At 60.5% G+C, this 15,579-nt stretch carries 17 protein-coding genes; 6 read left to right on the top strand and 11 right to left on the bottom strand.

Translation table 11 applies throughout. The annotated features are described in order from the left end of the window. The first annotated feature begins 480 nt into the window (after positions 1–480). Positions 481–696: a ribosome modulation factor gene (gene rmf / locus PspCFBP13509_RS11805; RefSeq protein WP_002553055.1), complete on the top strand. Its 216-nt coding sequence runs from the start codon at positions 481–483 to the stop codon at positions 694–696. A 259-nt stretch (positions 697–955) separates the two neighbouring features. Here rmf and PspCFBP13509_RS11800 read toward each other — a convergent pair whose 3' ends face one another. From PspCFBP13509_RS11800 to sctC, 5 genes are all read right to left on the bottom strand, one after another. Next, positions 956–1,978, bottom strand: a complete 1,023-nt coding sequence (locus tag PspCFBP13509_RS11800; RefSeq protein ID WP_137212082.1) for a quinone-dependent dihydroorotate dehydrogenase — start codon at positions 1,976–1,978, stop codon at positions 956–958. 85 nt (positions 1,979–2,063) lie between these two features. After that, positions 2,064–2,525 carry a transglycosylase SLT domain-containing protein gene (locus PspCFBP13509_RS11795; protein WP_027603696.1) on the bottom strand — a complete coding sequence of 154 codons (462 nt, stop codon included), beginning with the start codon at positions 2,523–2,525 and terminating at the stop codon, positions 2,064–2,066. Next, the gene (locus PspCFBP13509_RS11790; protein ID WP_137212081.1) at positions 2,518–2,913 is read right to left on the bottom strand and encodes a winged helix-turn-helix domain-containing protein; all 396 of its coding nucleotides are present in this window, start codon (positions 2,911–2,913) and stop codon (positions 2,518–2,520) included. Before PspCFBP13509_RS11790 ends, PspCFBP13509_RS11795 begins: the two co-directional genes overlap by 8 nt. A gap of 166 nt (positions 2,914–3,079) precedes the next feature. After that, positions 3,080–3,292 carry a FliM/FliN family flagellar motor switch protein gene (locus tag PspCFBP13509_RS11785; RefSeq protein WP_027603693.1) on the bottom strand — a complete coding sequence of 71 codons (213 nt, stop codon included), beginning with the start codon at positions 3,290–3,292 and terminating at the stop codon, positions 3,080–3,082. A gap of 15 nt (positions 3,293–3,307) precedes the next feature. Beyond that, positions 3,308–4,702, bottom strand: coding sequence for a type III secretion system outer membrane ring subunit SctC (gene sctC, locus PspCFBP13509_RS11780; protein ID WP_137212140.1), 1,395 nt, complete (start codon positions 4,700–4,702; stop codon positions 3,308–3,310). Positions 4,703–5,008: 306 nt separating this feature from the next. Here sctC and PspCFBP13509_RS11775 point away from each other — a divergent pair, with 306 nt between their 5' ends. The 5 genes from PspCFBP13509_RS11775 to cobA all read left to right on the top strand — a co-directional run bounded on the left by PspCFBP13509_RS11775 (position 5,009) and on the right by cobA (position 10,994). After that, positions 5,009–6,235 (top strand): CmpA/NrtA family ABC transporter substrate-binding protein, encoded by a 1,227-nt coding sequence (locus PspCFBP13509_RS11775; protein WP_137212080.1) that lies wholly within the window; start codon positions 5,009–5,011, stop codon positions 6,233–6,235. Positions 6,236–6,248: 13 nt separating this feature from the next. Then, positions 6,249–6,824 carry an ANTAR domain-containing response regulator gene (locus tag PspCFBP13509_RS11770; protein ID WP_027603690.1) on the top strand — a complete coding sequence of 192 codons (576 nt, stop codon included), beginning with the start codon at positions 6,249–6,251 and terminating at the stop codon, positions 6,822–6,824. A gap of 518 nt (positions 6,825–7,342) precedes the next feature. Next, positions 7,343–8,554 carry a nitrate/nitrite transporter gene (locus PspCFBP13509_RS11765; protein ID WP_027603689.1) on the top strand — a complete coding sequence of 404 codons (1,212 nt, stop codon included), beginning with the start codon at positions 7,343–7,345 and terminating at the stop codon, positions 8,552–8,554. Continuing rightward, a complete protein-coding gene (locus tag PspCFBP13509_RS11760; RefSeq protein ID WP_137212079.1) occupies positions 8,554–10,224 on the top strand; it encodes a bifunctional protein-serine/threonine kinase/phosphatase in 1,671 nt (556 codons plus the stop codon). The genes PspCFBP13509_RS11765 and PspCFBP13509_RS11760 overlap by 1 nt, the downstream gene beginning before the upstream one ends. A 26-nt stretch (positions 10,225–10,250) precedes the next feature. Continuing rightward, positions 10,251–10,994 (top strand): uroporphyrinogen-III C-methyltransferase, encoded by a 744-nt coding sequence (cobA, locus tag PspCFBP13509_RS11755; protein ID WP_137212078.1) that lies wholly within the window; start codon positions 10,251–10,253, stop codon positions 10,992–10,994. Between the two features lie 58 nt (positions 10,995–11,052). Here cobA and PspCFBP13509_RS11750 read toward each other — a convergent pair whose 3' ends face one another. The 6 genes from PspCFBP13509_RS11750 to rraA form a co-directional block, all read right to left on the bottom strand. Further along, positions 11,053–12,033 (bottom strand): OmpA family protein, encoded by a 981-nt coding sequence (locus PspCFBP13509_RS11750; RefSeq protein ID WP_065873888.1) that lies wholly within the window; start codon positions 12,031–12,033, stop codon positions 11,053–11,055. Positions 12,034–12,140: 107 nt separating this feature from the next. Then, on the bottom strand, positions 12,141–12,731 hold the full coding sequence (gene sigX, locus PspCFBP13509_RS11745; RefSeq protein ID WP_003175518.1) for an RNA polymerase sigma factor SigX: 591 nt from the start codon (positions 12,729–12,731) through the stop codon (positions 12,141–12,143). Positions 12,732–12,818: 87 nt separating this feature from the next. Continuing rightward, a complete protein-coding gene (locus PspCFBP13509_RS11740; RefSeq protein WP_003175519.1) occupies positions 12,819–13,643 on the bottom strand; it encodes a mechanosensitive ion channel family protein in 825 nt (274 codons plus the stop codon). A 2-nt stretch (positions 13,644–13,645) separates the two neighbouring features. Then, on the bottom strand, positions 13,646–13,891 hold the full coding sequence (locus PspCFBP13509_RS11735; protein WP_015885347.1) for a hypothetical protein: 246 nt from the start codon (positions 13,889–13,891) through the stop codon (positions 13,646–13,648). 86 nt (positions 13,892–13,977) lie between these two features. Beyond that, positions 13,978–14,973: a zinc transporter ZntB gene (locus tag PspCFBP13509_RS11730; RefSeq protein ID WP_027603685.1), complete on the bottom strand. Its 996-nt coding sequence runs from the start codon at positions 14,971–14,973 to the stop codon at positions 13,978–13,980. Between the two features lie 25 nt (positions 14,974–14,998). Beyond that, positions 14,999–15,490 (bottom strand): ribonuclease E activity regulator RraA, encoded by a 492-nt coding sequence (gene rraA / locus PspCFBP13509_RS11725; protein WP_027603684.1) that lies wholly within the window; start codon positions 15,488–15,490, stop codon positions 14,999–15,001. Positions 15,491–15,579 lie beyond the last annotated feature (89 nt).

The raw sequence follows: 15,579 nt of genomic DNA, 5'->3' as shown, positions 1-15,579 counted from the left end.
CGGTTTTCAATCAAGCACTTTTCTTGAAGAGTGCTCGCGTGGCACGAATGTGCCGTTCCACCCCGTCTGACGGGCCTTGGAGCCTTTATTGACGGGGCAGAGAGAGAATTTGACGCAACAAAAAGAAATATTCCGACCCTTCGTCGAATAATAACCGACAGCAACAGAAGGACATTCTCACTAAAGGATTAAACCCATCCTCTTTGCAGGGTGCATCATAGCTGGCTTTGCCCAACAAATGGGGCGAAAAGCCATCCCAGCTTATGGCTATAGCATCGTTATCGTTACGTGCTTATGACAAAACGATCATTGAATCCATGTGACCTATTGGTTAGAACTCAACACAGGTTGGCGCCGTAACGACGCCGACACCTAGGCTCGCCACGCCGGCAGCGAGCCCACCAACGGCAGAAAAACTCTGCCCGGCCTCAGACGAGGCCGAAGGATATCAAGACAGTCAACAAGTGAGGGAAACACCCTATGAGAAGACTTAAGCGTGATCCGTTGGAAAGAGCATTTTTACGCGGATATCAATATGGCGTTCATGGCAAATCCCGTGAGCTTTGCCCATTTACTCTACCGTCGGTACGCCAAGCCTGGATCAACGGCTGGCGAGAAGGACGCGGCGACAACTGGGACGGTATGACTGGCACTGCGGGAATCCACAGACTCAACGAACTTCACGCCGTCGGCTAATCAAGGGCATTTAATTCCGACACCACCTCGAATATGTAGCGACTTAACCACGCACGCCCTATCCAGGCGGCGGGCTTCGGCCCAGGGGCTCCTCTTAAGGAGCCCTTTTTATTGGCCTGAGAATAATGAGGACTACCGTAGGAGCGAGGGGGACGCCTAGTTCTTGCTCGCGAAGAACCCGAGGGCGCCGCGTTAAGCCAGATGCGCAGCGCTATCGTTGACGTTCTTCGCGAGCAAGAACTAGGCGTCCCCCTCGCTCCTACACGCGCAAGGCCGCAATTGCATCCACTGACTGGCGGATCAGCGCCGGGCCTTTGTAAATAAAACCCGAGTACAACTGCACCAGGCTGGCACCCGCAGCGATCTTCTCGGCTGCATGCTTGCCTTCGGTGATGCCGCCCACCGCGATGATCGGCAAACGCCCGGCCAGCTCAGCGGCCAGCACCTTGAGGATATGAGTGCTCTTGTCACGCACTGGCGCCCCCGACAGGCCGCCCGCTTCATCGCCATGGGCCAACCCTTCGACGCCGACACGGCTGAGGGTGGTGTTGGTCGCGATGACCGCATCCATGCCCGCATCCACCAGGGCCTGGGCCACCAGCACGGTTTCTTCGTCACTCATGTCCGGGGCGATCTTGATTGCCAGCGGCACACGCTTGCCATGGCGCACGGCCAGGTCTTCCTGGCGTTGGCGCAGGGCTTCGAGCAGTTGCTTGAGCGAATCGCCGAACTGCAGGCTGCGCAGGCCCGGGGTGTTGGGCGAGCTGACGTTGACGGTGACATAGCTGGCGTGGGCGTAGACCTTGTCCAGGCAGATCAGGTAGTCATCCACTGCGCGCTCGACCGGCGTGTCGAAGTTCTTGCCGATATTGATGCCGAGGATGCCCTTGTACTTTGCGGCCTCGACGCGCGACAGCAGATGATCGACGCCCAGGTTGTTGAACCCCATGCGATTGATGATCGCCTCGGCTTCCGGCAGGCGGAAGATACGCGGCTTGGGGTTGCCCGGTTGCGGTCTCGGCGTCACGGTGCCGATCTCCACAAAACCGAAACCCAACTGCGCGAAGCCATCGATGGCCGCACCGTTCTTGTCCAGGCCGGCAGCCAGTCCGACCGGGTTGGGGAAGTCGAGCCCCATCACCGACACCGGCGTTTTCGCCGGCGCCTTGCATACCAGGCCATTGAGCCCCAGGCGGCCACCGGCACCGATCAGGTCCAGGGACAGATCGTGGGAGGTTTCCGGGGAGAGTTTGAACAACAGCTGGCGGGCCAGGGTATACATGGGCGGGCTAGACTCGGATGGCGGCGAAAGGTGGCGGCGATTATAGCGGGGTGGCGGGGTGCACGCGAGGCGCGCCGCCCAAACGTCAGTAGCGTTGCTGTACCAGGGCCTCATAACGTGCCCAGATTTTTTCCGCATAGCGCATGCGCAACGCGTCGCGCTCAGGGCCGGAGCCGGGCCCGACATTGTAGGACCCCACCGCCGTCCAGTTGTAGCCAAAGCGCTGGATAAACTCGGCCAGTATGGACGCCCCGACTTCCACCGACAGGCAAGGCTCACTCAACAACCTTTCCTCGGTGATACCCAGCTTGAGCAGGCGAGGCAAATGGATACTGTTGATCTGCATCAGGCCGATATCCCGTGTGCCGTTACCGTTGGCGTAGTTCATCGCATCCGGGCGAAAATCCGACTCCACGGCGGCGATAGCCTGTAGCAACTCCGGCTCGATATCGTAGCGATGGGCGGTTTCCTCCCAGCAATAGGCCAGTGCCTGATTGCCGCTCGTCACCAGGCCAAGCCACAGCAGCCGGCGCCAGAACTCAGCCATGACTGACTTGTCCACAGGCCGAACACACATGCGGCAGGGTATTCATAGGCCCGGGCCCTGCTCGCTCAGCCTTCACCGGGCATGTAAAGCGATACCCGCGACCATAAATGGTCTTGATAAAGCCTTTGTCAGCGCCAAGATGCTTGCGCAGCGAATAAATGCAACGGGTCAGCGACTCCTCGGCGACCTCCCCCTGGGGCCAGGCCAACTCTAGCAAACGATCCTTGGTCATCAGTACACCGCCAGAGACCAACAACAGCCGCAAAACATGCAGCTCCTTGGGTGGCAACTGGACGTCGCTGCCGTCGCCGGTCAGGCGACCATCGCCATGCAGCGTCCACTGGGAAAAGAGCAGGGACGTCGTCAACTCATCATTCACGACGGCCATATCTACCTCGACATCCGACTACTGACATTGAAGTCCTTATTTTCCAGTACTGGCTCTTGTGCCCACATCACGACTATAAAAAACCACCTTGCAGCCCACGCTAGGAAAAACCCCATACAGCCGACGCTTTTTAGCAACACCCTGTAAGACACTTCACCCACATACGTCAGGCGCTCCCCCATTTATAGACCTCGTGCAACTCAACACCCAACCGATCCTCCAGTTGCACCAACTCGCCCAATGCGAGCAACCGGCCATTAACCCGAACTTCCACGCAGTGGATGATGCCCGGCGACAATGGCAGCACCTTTCCAGCAGCAAAGGCTGCCAGGCGCCTGCGGCTGATCAGTTGTTCCTGTAGAAGAATTTCCAAATGCATGGGTCAACACCTTATTCACGGAGAGCTATCGCGACCCGGGCGTACAAACGCACGTTGCACGCGCTCGTATTGCGCCGCACTCAACGGTGGTGCGCCCACGCCTGTGGCCAACGCCTTCAACTCGCTACCCGCGGCCCGGGCCTGAATGACAAACAGGCGAACCTTGGCCGGGCCGGCTGGAGCGGTGCTGCGTCCCGGCTCATGCGCCTCACGGCTGAACGCTCCCAGCCACAGGCGCTTGCCCTGCGCGACCCTCACCACACTGCTGGCACTCACCCGTCCGACCGCGGTCGGTTTGCCGCGCCGCCCCGCCTGGCTCAATTGTCGACCATCCTCGACATGGAGCAGCATCTCGATCTGGTTCGCTTCGGCAAAACGCGGCAGTACGCTGACCTGGGAGCCGTATTGCACGGGCTTCCAATCAGCATGGTCGGCTCCGGGAGCAGGCAGGTAGAAGGTGTGGTTATCCTGGAACATGGCCGGCACATTCTCCTGGGTGAGAATCACCGGCAACGTCATCACCCTTGCTCGCCGCCGGCGCTCCAGCGTGGCGATTTGCGCCATCACGCGGTTATCGTCCATCGGCTCCAGAATGCGCGTGGCCTGGGCCTTCCCATCCTTGTCCCAGTCAAAGCCCAGCTTTTTCAGTTCGTCACGGTCCACGTCCACCATCCATAGCGAGACTTCGATAGACCGCTTGGGCGTGTCCAACTCCGCCACCAGGCGCTCGATGAACCCCAACTGCGCAGGTTTACCCTTGATCAGCAGGCTATTGGTATCCGGGTATGCGATCACCACCAGGTTCTTGTCGGCCAGCGGTCCCTTCTGTTCAGAACCCAACAGGGTTTCGATCGTCGACGCGATTCCCGGCACCGTGACCTTTTCGTCACCCATGGCATAGCCGCGGTCTGCCACGTGGGTGTTGAGTACCTGAACGACAGCAAACGCCTGGTTACCTACTTGTAATTCAGCACGCTCGCGATCCATCAATTGGGCCAGGCGCAAAACGTGGTCGACATAATGAGGTGGCCCGGATACATCGAATGTGCGTGCCCCGCTCACGCGCAGGGGGTAGCGCGTCTCATCAAGACCCGAACGGCGCATGAGGCCACGAAACCGCTCGACAGATATATGCCGCAGCACCACTGCCGAACGTTTTGCCTCGCTGGCGTTGTAGAGGTAGAGCGCCTGGCCATCGCTGTACCAGATCAAGCCGTACTGCAACGCAAGCGTCTCCAGGGCGTGCAGCGGCATAGCGAGGTCAATGACCTCGCTGATGCGTATGCGCGCCACTTCACCGCTCACGACGATGGGCAGGCCCATGGGCACGGACAAGGCGGTAAAGACGGTATGCAGGCTCTCGTCCTGCGCCTGGTAGGTTTCGCCCCGGGCACCGGCACTTCCCAGCATCAGCGCGGCAAGCAGCAGCCAGAGACAGGGAGTTGTTACGGAAAAGTGAGCGTACACCTGGGATTTCCTGGGCGGCCTGGCAGTAAGAAGCGGCCATACTGAGAGGCAGCCGAGTTTCAATCTTGATGAAAAGTTGACGGCTGGCGGCGCCCATCGGCCCGTGGCATGTGCCTTGCTACGGACTCCGTATCAAGGCGCGCACCAACGGCGGAGCGGGCTTACGGACAAAGGCGTCGTTACCCGCAATGGCCTTGCATCGCCATCTGAGGGAACGACGCTTTTTTGTGAAAGAAAAGGTAGGTGTTGATGAACGATTCGGTTGGCAACAGCCCGACGAACGACCCGCTGGCCTGGGTCAACGGCAGTGATGCGCCGGAAAAGAGCAGCCTTGACCTGGGCTTCATGGCCTTGAGCGATTGCGCATCCCTGGTGGTGGCAGCGACCCAAGGTTTCGCCCAGCCTTATGGCTTGACCCTCAACCTCAAGCGCCAATCTTCATGGGCCAACCTGCGGGACAAACTGGTCAGCGGCGAACTGGACGCCGCCCACAGCCTGTACGGGCTGGTCTATGCCGTGCACCTGGGCATCGGCGGCGTCGCACCTACCGACATGGCAGTCTTGATGGGGCTGAACCAGAACGGCCAAAGCATCAACCTGTCCCGCAGCCTGCAACAGCAGGGCGTGGTCACTCCTGAGGCGCTGGACCGCCACGTGCACCAAAGCCGAACAAAACTGACTTTCGCCCAGACCTTTCCCACAGGCACTCACGCCATGTGGTTGTACTACTGGCTGGCGAGCCAAGGCATTCATCCGCTACAGGATGTGGACAGTGTCGTGGTACCGCCCCCGCAAATGCTCGCGCACCTGCAGGCCGGGCGTATCGATGGCTTTTGCGTCGGCGAGCCCTGGTGCGCCAGTGCAGTCAAGCAACACCAGGGCTTTACCCTGGCGACCACCCAGGCGATCTGGCCGAACCATCCGGAAAAGGTGCTCGGCTGCACCCAGGCGTTTGTCGACCAGTACCCCAACACCGCCCGCGTGCTGGTGATGGCGATCCTCGAGGCCAGCCGCTTTATCGAGCAAAACACCGAAAACCGCCGCTCCACCGCACAATTGCTCAGTGGCCGCGAGTACCTCGATGCCCCGCTCGACTGCATCGAGCCGCGTTTGCTGGGCGCCTATGACGACGGCCTGGGCGACCAATGGCAGGACCCCCACGCCCTGCGTTTTTTTGCCGATGGCGAGGTCAACCTGCCCTACCTCTCCGATGGCATGTGGTTCATGACCCAGTTTCGACGCTGGGGCCTGTTGCGCGAAGACCCTGATTACCTCGGCGTTGCTCGCCAAGTGCAACAGCTGGCGCTGTATCGTCAGGCCGCCGAGGCACTGGGCCTCGGCGACAACGGCCAGGACATGCGCAGCAGTCAACTGATCGACGGCAAGATCTGGGACGGCTCGGATCCCGCCGGCTACGCGCGCAGCTTCCGCCTGCATGCCATGGCGGACCCTACCAGCCGCCAAGCCTTGCGCTGACAGGAGGATGTCCATGCTGCGAATCCTGTTGATCAACGACACGCCACGCAAAGTCGGCCGCCTGAGGACAGCGCTGATCGAGGCTGGCTTTGAAGTGATCGATGAATCCGGCCTGACCATCGACCTGCCTGCGCGCGTCGAAACGGTGCGCCCGGACGTCATCCTGATCGATACCGAGTCACCGGGCCGCGATGTGATGGAGCAAGTGGTACTGGTCAGCCGCGACCAGCCCCGGCCCATCGTAATGTTTACCGACGAGCACGACCCCGACGTGATGCGCCAGGCCATCAAGTCCGGGGTCAGCGCCTACATCGTCGAAGGCATTCAGGCGCAGCGCCTGCAACCGATCCTCGACGTGGCCATGGCTCGCTTCGAGAGCGACCAGGCCTTGCGCGCCCAGCTCCAGGCCCGTGACCAACAGTTGGCCGAGCGCAAGCGCATCGAGTTGGCCAAGGGCATGCTGATGAAAATGAAGGCCTGCAATGAGGAAGAGGCCTACACCCTGATGCGCCGCCAGGCCATGAGCCGCCAGCAGAAACTGATCCAGGTGGCGGAGCAGATCATCGCCATGAGTGAACTGCTCGGTTAAACATCCGTAGCAGCTGTCGAGCTCCAGCGAGGCTGCGTCGGCCGCGACTCGAGCTTGAATCGGCAGTGCGGCCGACGCAGCCTCGCTTGCGCTCGGCAGCTGCTACGGGGGTAAGGCCGTGAGGTGGATTGGGCTACGGGGGGGGCCGTGAGGTGGATTGGTTTTCGTAGCAGCTGTCGAGCCTTGGCGAGGCTGCGTCGGCCGCGGCTCGAGCTTGAGTCGGCAGCTGCGGATTTGCGCGGTGTTGGATAAGACGGTATCTACGGGTTTGCGCGGAGCTGGAGAAGACGGGAGCTACGGCCGGCATGTTGGCGCAGGACTTGCTAAGTAATCACCACAGGTAACCAACGGCGGTTGCCCCTTCACGACAAAGACGTCGCACACCCGGTTTGCCCTTGCGAACCCGGTGGCGGCGTTTTTTTGTTTTGGCCCCGGTAGCACGGGGCCGGTGGGGCGGCCTCAGCCGGCGGCTCCATCACCAGGCCTTCTTACAAGACTCCCAACCGTTGAGGTGCGTGATGAAATCAAGCTTCTGGAAATCCGGGCACACCCCGACCCTGTTTGCCGCGTTCCTGTATTTCGACCTGAGCTTCATGGTCTGGTATTTGTTGGGCCCCCTGGCGGTGCAGATTGCCGCCGACCTGCACCTGACCACCCAACAACGCGGCCTGATGGTGGCGACGCCGATCCTGGCCGGCGCGGTGCTGCGCTTCCTGATGGGCATGCTGGCGGACAAACTGTCGCCCAAGACCGCCGGGCTGATTGGCCAGGTGATTGTGATCGTCGCCTTGTTCAGCGCCTGGAAACTAGGGATTCACAGCTACGAACAAGCCTTGTTGCTGGGACTGTTCCTCGGCATGGCCGGCGCATCCTTTGCGGTGGCGCTGCCGCTGGCGTCCCAATGGTACCCGGCCGAACACCAGGGCAAGGCCATGGGCATCGCCGGTGCCGGTAACTCGGGCACGGTGTTCGCGGCGTTGCTGGCCCCGGTGCTGGCGGCGGCGTTTGGCTGGAGCAATGTGTTCGGCTTTGCGCTGATTCCACTGATCCTGACGCTGATCGTCTTCGCCTGGCTGGCACGCAACGCACCCGAGCGGCCGAAAGCCAAGTCCATGGCCGATTACTTCAAGGCCCTGGGCGACCGCGACAGCTGGTGGTTCATGTTCTTCTACAGCGTGACCTTCGGCGGTTTTATCGGTCTGGCCAGCGCCCTGCCCGGCTATTTCAACGACCAATACGGCCTGAGCCCCATGACTGCCGGCTACTACACCGCCGCCTGCGTGTTCGGTGGCAGCCTGATGCGCCCACTGGGCGGCGCCCTGGCCGACCGTTTCGGCGGAATCCGCACCCTGCTCGGCATGTACAGCGTCGCGGCGATCTGCATTGCGGCGGTGGGTTTCAACCTGCCCAGCTCCTATGCGGCACTGGCGCTCTTCGTCTGCACCATGCTCGGCCTGGGTGCGGGCAATGGCGCGGTGTTCCAGTTGGTGCCACAGCGTTTCCGGCGTGAGATTGGTGTGATGACCGGCTTGATCGGCATGGCCGGCGGCATCGGCGGTTTCGCCCTGGCCGCGGGCATGGGCGCGATCAAGCAGAGCACCGGCAGCTATCAACTGGCCTTGTGGCTGTTCGCCAGCCTGGGCGTACTGGCCTGGTTCGGCCTGCATGGCGTCAAGCGTCGCTGGAGAACCACCTGGGGTTCGGCCGCAGTGACCGCTGCGCGCGTCTGATGAGCCTGCAACTGAGCGTCGCCCAGGCCAGCGCCATCGGCCCACGGGCGGAAAACCAGGATGCGCTGCGGGTCGTCACCCCCGCAGCGGAACTGGCGGCGAGCAAAGGTTACCTGTGCGCCATGGCCGACGGTGTGAGCCAGTGCGCCGACGGCGGACTGGCCGCACGCTCGACTTTGCAGGCCCTGGCCCTGGATTACTACGCCACGCCGCAAACCTGGGGTGTGGCACAGGCATTGGAGCGCTTGCTGCAGGCGCAAAACCGCTGGTTGCAGGCCAATGGCGGCGGCCAGCCGTTGCTGACCACCCTCAGTGCCCTGGTCTTTCGCGGCCAGCGTTTCACCCTGGCCCATGTCGGTGATTGCAGGGCGTATCGCTGGCTGGACGGTGAGTTGCAGCGCATCAGCGAAGACCATGTGTGGGAACAACCGGGCATGCAGCACGTGCTCAAGCGTGCCCTCGGCCTGGATCAGCACCTGGTGCTGGATTTTCTCGACGGTCAATTGCGCGAAGGTGAGTGCTTCCTGCTGCTCAGCGACGGCGTCTGGGCCACCCTGGGCGATCACAGCATCAGCGCGATCCTGCGCGAACAAACCGACCTGGACCTGGCGGTCACCACGCTGGTCAATGCCGCACACCTGGCGGGCAGCCAGGACAATGCCAGCGCCTTGCTGGTGCGCATCGACACGCTTGGCGCCGCCACCCTCGGCGACGCCCTGGTGCAATTGCAGCAATGGCCCTTGCCACCGCTACTGAAATCCGGGCAACGCTTTGAAGGCTGGCAGGTGGACAGCGTGCTGGCGCAAAGCAGGCAGTCGTTGCTGTACCGGGTGCGCGATGCCCAACAGCAACCCTGGCTGCTGAAAACCTTGCCACTGAGCCGCGACGACGACAGCGACGCCGGCCAGGCATTACTGTCGGAAGAGTGGTTTTTGCGACGGGTAGCCGGGCGTGCCTTTCCTGAGGTGCACGCCGCCAGCGGGCGCCAGCATTTGTACTACGTCATGCGGGAATATCCGGGGCAAACCCTGGCCGAGCTGTTCCAGCACCAGGGCCCATTGCCCCTGGCGCAATGGCAGTCCGTCGCCGAGCGTTTGCTGCGCGCAGTCGGCATGCTGCACCGACGGCAGATCCTTCACCGCGACATCAAGCCGGAAAACCTGCTGCTGGGGGATGACGGTGAATTGCGCGTGCTGGATTTCGGTCTGGCCTACTGCCCCGGTCTTTCCGAGGACCGGGCCCACGTACTGCCCGGCACCCCGAGCTTTATCGCGCCCGAAGCGTTCAATGGCGACCGTCCGACAGCCCAGCAGGATTTGTACAGCGTAGGCGTCACCTTGTATTACCTGTTGACCGGGCATTACCCCTACGGGGAAATCGAAGCCTTCCAACGGCCTCGATTTGCCCAGGCTGTCAGCGCCAGCCGCTATCGCCCGGATCTCCCCGATTGGCTCCCCCTGAGCCTGGAGCGCGCCGTGGCTGCACAGCCGGCGCATCGCTATGAAACCGCCGAGGAATGGCTGCTGGTGCTGGAACAGGCCGACCGCCAGGAGCTGAGCATCCGCCCCAGGCCCCTGCTGGAGCGCGAACCATTGAAGGTCTGGCGCACCTTGGGCCTGGTCTCGATGCTGATCAACCTGATTCTTCTGTATTCACTCTTTCACAACTGACGTCAGCTCTAGACGAGGAAAAACCCATGAACGCAAAAGTCTGGCTGGTGGGCGCGGGCCCTGGCGATCCGGAGCTGTTGACCCTCAAGGCTGTACGGGCCCTGCACGAAGCCGATGTGGTACTGATCGATGACCTGGTCAACCCCGCAGTGCTGGAGCACTGCGCGGAGGCACGGGTGATCACGGTCGGCAAACGCGGCGGCTGCCGCTCGACCCCGCAGGACTTTATCCACCGCCTGATGCTGCGTTACGCCCGCCAAGGCAAGTGCGTAGTGCGGCTGAAAGGGGGTGACCCGTGCATTTTCGGCCGCGGTGGCGAAGAAGCCGGGTGGCTGCGCGAACGCGGCGTCGAGGTAGAGTTGGTCAACGGGATCACCGCCGGGCTGGCGGGGGCAACGAATTGCGCGATTCCACTGACGTTGCGTGGCGTCAGCCGCGGTGTGACCCTGGTCACGGCCCATACCCAGGACGACAGCAGCCTTAATTGGCGCGCATTGGCCGAGGGCGGGACGACATTGGTGGTGTATATGGGAGTGGCCAAGCTGGAGGAGATTCGCCAGCAATTGCTCGAAGGCGGGATGGCGACAGATATGCCGGTGGCAATGATCGAAAACGCCTCATTGCTCCAACAGCGCGAATGCCGCAGTGAGCTGTCGCGGATGCACGAAGACGCACAGGCATTTGCCTTGAAGAGCCCGGCGATTCTGGTGATCGGCCATGTTGCGGCCGCCGAGCAGACGGCTTATGTCGCTGCCGCAGTCAGCGCCTGAGGCAAATTCCAAGCAAAAAAAACCCGGCCGAGGCCGGGTTTCTTCTACATCTCAGTAATTACTGAGCGGTAGCTTCAACCGACGCTTCTACGCGACGGTTAACAGCACGACCAGCTTCAGTTGCGTTGTCAGCAACTGGGCGGGATTCGCCATAACCTACAGCAGTTACACGGCTAGGAGCCACGCCGTCTTTAACCAGGACTTGCTTAACAGCGTCAGCACGACGCTGGGACAGCTTCTGGTTGTAGGCGTCTGGACCTACGGAGTCAGTGTGACCAGCAACTTCTACGTTGGTAGCTGGGTACTGAGCCATGAAGTCGGCCAGGTTTTTCACGTCGCCGTAGCTGTTAGGCTTAACAACGGCCTTGTCGAAGTCGAACTTAACGTCCAGCTCAACACGAACAACCTGGGCAACTGGAGCTTCTGGCTCTGGAGTTGGCTCTGGAGCTGGTGCTGGGGTAGGAGCTGGAGCAGCTGCGCCAGCGTTACCGCCGAAGTTCACGCCCAGGCCAACCAGTGCGGAGTAGTCCCACTTGCCGTTGTCCAGACCGTAGTCAGCTTCAACACCGGCACGAGCGTACAGGTTGTTGGTGAAGTAGTACTTCACACCAGTACCAACGGTAGCGAAGGTAGTTTGGTCGCGACCGCTGTGGCCGTCAGCCTGGACGTTGGTACGGCTCTGGTGACCGAAGCCGCCTTCTACGTATGGACGCAGGCTGTCTACGCCAGCTTGACCGAAGTGATACTGGGCAACCAGGCTGCCGGTATCGCCTTTGATCTTCTGGTTACCAGTACCGTCGTTCGAACGGGTGTGGTTGGTCTTGTCGTAGGACAGGTTCAAGGACAGGTCGTCGGTCAGGAAGTAACCGATGCGAGCGCCAGGATTGAAGCCGTCTTCGATGTGCTTGACGCTATCGTTGTACTGCTTCTTGTAGAACAGCTCGCCTTCAACTGCGCCTTGGCCTTGTGCCAGAACGCCGAAAGAAGTAGCGGCAATAAGAGAACCAATGGCCAAGCCCAAGGTGTTTTTCAGTTTCATCCGTTAAATCCCCATCTGGTGATTGTAAAGCAGTCCCACAAACCGGGGGACAACTCGGCGACAAGTCTAACAGAACTTGCCTACACGTAAGAGATATTTGCCACGCACTAAGTTTCAGTCTCGCCCGCAAATTTCTCACGTAATTTATCTAGAGCACGCTTGTAACGCATTTTTGTAGCACTCAAACCCATGTGCATGATGTCAGCGATTTCCTGGAACTCCAGCTCTGCGACAAATCGTAGCACCAGAATTTCCCGGTCAATCGGGTTCACATACACCAGCCAGCGATCAAGTCCGCCCTTCTCCTCGGGTGCCGGCGCCTTTTCTTCAGACGCCTCCTCAAGGGGGTCCAGACTCAAGGCGTCCATCAAGCGACGCTTTCGCCGTTCCTTCCGATACTGCGTGATGCACTCGTTGTAGGTGATGCTGTACAGCCACGTCTTGAACTTCGATTTGCCCTCGAAGTTCTTCAGGCCGTACAGCACCTTGAGCATCACTTCCTGACAGACATCATCCGCATCTCTATCGTTCCCTAAATACCTTGAACAAACGTTGAACAGAGTGCGTTGATATCTGCGCATCAATTCTTCATACGCGCGAGTTACGTGAAACAGCTCCGTGTGTGCGCGCGCGACCAACTCCTCATCAGAGAGCTCACGGGGGTCATAGCGCGTGGACAGCGTTTGGGCTTTATTCAAAACAAGTCGTGCCGACAGTCAGGTCAATGTCCGCTACAGCCCGGTCAGCCGGGCTTGCGGCGGCGTACATTAGCAGGGTTTACCGGGTTAGCGGCTACTGACCTGCTGCTCGAGGAGAATCCGATTGGACAGCGACACCAGGTCGCCGTCATCGGTCAGCACCGTCGTCTTGACTGTGCCGATCTCCTCGATTTGCCCTTCGACCTCGCCCACACGCACCTGTTGCCCAACCTGATACAACTCACGCACATAGATTCCCGCGAGAATCTGGCCGGCAATTTCCCGGCTTCCCAAGCCCATGGCCAGCGCAACGGCCAGACCAACGGTAATCAAAACGATGACGATCACGTGGTTGAGCAGGTCAGTCTTGACCTCCAACTGGCTGATCGCGACCGAAATACTGATGATGATCACCAACCCCTGGGCGATACGCCCCAGGCCAGCGGCATAATCCAACCCCACACCTTCAGCGGCGCCGCGCACCAGCCCATTGGCCAGTTGAGCAAGCAAAACGCCTACGAGAAGCACCAGCGCGCCGCCGAAAACCTTCGGCAAATACAGCGCCAGCATGTCGAGCGTAGCTGAAACTCGCTCAAGTCCAAGGGATTGCGCCGCAGAAACCAGAAAAATCAGCAAAACAAACCAATAGACGATCTTGCCGATCAACGTGGAGATCGGCACCTGCAACCCGGCGCGGCCCAGCAGCTTGGTCAGGCCAGTGCCGGCCATCAGGCGGTCAAGGCCCAGTTTCGCGAGCAATTTGGACAGCAGGGTGTCGAGCAGCTTGGCCACGACAAAGCCCAGCAACACCAGGACCAGGGCACCAAACAGGTTGGGGATGAAATTCGCCACCTTGGTCCACAATGCGGTCATCGCGGTGACCAGGCTCTGGGTCCAGAGATCAAGTTCCATATTCAATCAGCCTTATCAGCAGTGCGAGCAAGGGGTTTACGACGGGAAACCGGCGACACGTGGGCCGAACCGTTGTTCAGGGCCATCATCAACGCCGGCATCCAGCGGCCGAGCAGACCGAACAGGTCACCCGCGCCCACCTGGCGGTTAGCGGTTTTCAATACGCGGCCCAGGCAGGCATCGTCGTCACGGTTGGACGGCGAGGCATTGAGCATGTCACGCAAAGACTGTTCGAACGGATCGTGCATAAAGACCTCTCGCAAGTGTTTTAAAAGACGAGGGTAAAATTCCTGGGGTCACATAGGCCCCTTCCTACGTTCAGGTCATATTCAGCTCAAACCCAGCGCAATCGTCGAAACAGCCACCATTGTCCGAGTGCCACCGAGACCATCAACAGGCATGCAATCACGAATCCGTAGGGACTGGCGGAGAACGGTATCCCCCCCACATTTATACCCAGCAAACCGGTCAGGAAACTCATCGGCAGGAAGATTCCCGTGATGATCCCGAAGCGGTACATGGTGCGGTTCATGCGCACGCTCAAGCGCCGGTCTTCGGCCTCAAGCACAAGCCCCACGCGCTCCCGGGTCAATTCGAGCTCTTCCAGGTAGCGGGTCAGGCTGTTGTTCAATTCGTTCCAGTAGTCGGCATCGTCGTCACAGAACCAAGGCAATTTTATCCGCGTGAGCTGGGCAAAAATATCCCGCTGCGGCGACAGGAAACGCTTGAGCCCGGCCGCTCGGCGACGGATCTGCAAAACACTGCCATGTTCAGGTGTATACCGTTCGTCGGTATCGAGTTTTTCTTCCTCCGCATCGACGATTTCCGACAAATCCGTGACCAGATCCTGGACCTTGTTGGTCAGGTACTGCGCCATATAAAGGATGAGCTCCGAAGCGGTTTTCGGCCCCTTGCCATCCGCCAACTGCACCAGCAGTTCATCGGTGGCGCGCAACGGGCGCAGACGCAGGGAGATCACGCGGCTGGCGGCAGCGAAGATACGTACCGAGACCATGTCTTCCGGCTCGGCCCCCGGGTTGAGGTTGACCCCGCGCAGGAACAGCAGCAACTCGGCATCCGGCAGCGGCAACAGGCGTGGGCGGGTGTTCTCCTCCAGCAGCAGGTCACAGGCGAATTCGCTCAAGCCACTGGATTTGCGCAGCCAGGTCTGGGTCTGGGGATGGCTGCGATCCCAGTGCAGCCACAGGCTTTCCTGGGGCTGCAGTTGCAAGTCGTCGAGCTCAGTCCGGGCAATCGAACGCGCACCGCCTTTACCGTCCAGCACCAGGGCATGCACCAGCCCCCACTGCGCGTTTTCTTCCTCGAACATCCTCACCCCTGTCGGTTATTGCGGTTTATTCAGGCATCTGCAGCGGGCTTGGCGAGACGATCACGCCATTATTGTCGGCGTAGATGTACTCACCCGGGCGGAACGTCACACCCGCAAATGTCACCACGACGTTCAGGTCGCCGATGCCGCGCTTATCGGTTTTCATCGGATGACTGGCCAGCGCCTGTACCCCAAGGTCGGTCTGGGCGATCACATCGACGTCACGGATGCAGCCATAGATCACCAACCCTTCCCAACCGTTCTTCGCGGCTTTCTCGGCGATCATGTCGCCCAGCAGCGCGCGGCGCAGGGAACCACCACCGTCGACCACCAGCACCTTGCCGGCGCCCGGCTGGTCGGCCTGCTCCTTGACGAGGGAGTTATCTTCGAAACATTTGATGGTGACAATCTCGCCGCCGAAGGAATCTCGGCCGCCGAAGTTGCTGAACATCGGCTCGACTACCTGCACCAGGTCCGGGTAGGCGTCGCACAGGTCGGGGGTCACGTAATGGTTCATTGAAAAATTCCTTTCCGCCAAAGAAGTGTCTTTCGAAAGAAGCACCAGCCGGAGCCGGTGCGCAACATCCCATTCGCTTCATCGCAACG

It is taken from the genome of Pseudomonas sp. CFBP13509, from assembly GCF_005233485.1.
GTDB classification, from domain to species: domain Bacteria; phylum Pseudomonadota; class Gammaproteobacteria; order Pseudomonadales; family Pseudomonadaceae; genus Aquipseudomonas; species Aquipseudomonas marginalis.
The sequence above is the reverse complement of the archived record's forward strand: the minus strand, read 5'-3'. Positions and strand labels throughout refer to the sequence as shown.

Coding starts and splice junctions, on each gene's coding strand:
- rmf (WP_002553055.1), top strand. CDS start 481: ATGAGAAGACTTAAGCGTGATCCGTTGGAAAGAGCATTTTTACGCGGA.
- PspCFBP13509_RS11800 (WP_137212082.1), bottom strand. CDS start 1,978: ATGTATACCCTGGCCCGCCAGCTGTTGTTCAAACTCTCCCCGGAAACC.
- PspCFBP13509_RS11795 (WP_027603696.1), bottom strand. CDS start 2,525: ATGGCTGAGTTCTGGCGCCGGCTGCTGTGGCTTGGCCTGGTGACGAGC.
- PspCFBP13509_RS11790 (WP_137212081.1), bottom strand. CDS start 2,913: ATGGCCGTCGTGAATGATGAGTTGACGACGTCCCTGCTCTTTTCCCAG.
- PspCFBP13509_RS11785 (WP_027603693.1), bottom strand. CDS start 3,292: ATGCATTTGGAAATTCTTCTACAGGAACAACTGATCAGCCGCAGGCGC.
- sctC (WP_137212140.1), bottom strand. CDS start 4,702: ATGCTGGGAAGTGCCGGTGCCCGGGGCGAAACCTACCAGGCGCAGGAC.
- PspCFBP13509_RS11775 (WP_137212080.1), top strand. CDS start 5,009: ATGAACGATTCGGTTGGCAACAGCCCGACGAACGACCCGCTGGCCTGG.
- PspCFBP13509_RS11770 (WP_027603690.1), top strand. CDS start 6,249: ATGCTGCGAATCCTGTTGATCAACGACACGCCACGCAAAGTCGGCCGC.
- PspCFBP13509_RS11765 (WP_027603689.1), top strand. CDS start 7,343: ATGAAATCAAGCTTCTGGAAATCCGGGCACACCCCGACCCTGTTTGCC.
- PspCFBP13509_RS11760 (WP_137212079.1), top strand. CDS start 8,554: ATGAGCCTGCAACTGAGCGTCGCCCAGGCCAGCGCCATCGGCCCACGG.
- cobA (WP_137212078.1), top strand. CDS start 10,251: ATGAACGCAAAAGTCTGGCTGGTGGGCGCGGGCCCTGGCGATCCGGAG.
- PspCFBP13509_RS11750 (WP_065873888.1), bottom strand. CDS start 12,033: ATGAAACTGAAAAACACCTTGGGCTTGGCCATTGGTTCTCTTATTGCC.
- PspCFBP13509_RS11740 (WP_003175519.1), bottom strand. CDS start 13,643: ATGGAACTTGATCTCTGGACCCAGAGCCTGGTCACCGCGATGACCGCA.
- PspCFBP13509_RS11735 (WP_015885347.1), bottom strand. CDS start 13,891: ATGCACGATCCGTTCGAACAGTCTTTGCGTGACATGCTCAATGCCTCG.
- PspCFBP13509_RS11730 (WP_027603685.1), bottom strand. CDS start 14,973: ATGTTCGAGGAAGAAAACGCGCAGTGGGGGCTGGTGCATGCCCTGGTG.
- rraA (WP_027603684.1), bottom strand. CDS start 15,490: ATGAACCATTACGTGACCCCCGACCTGTGCGACGCCTACCCGGACCTG.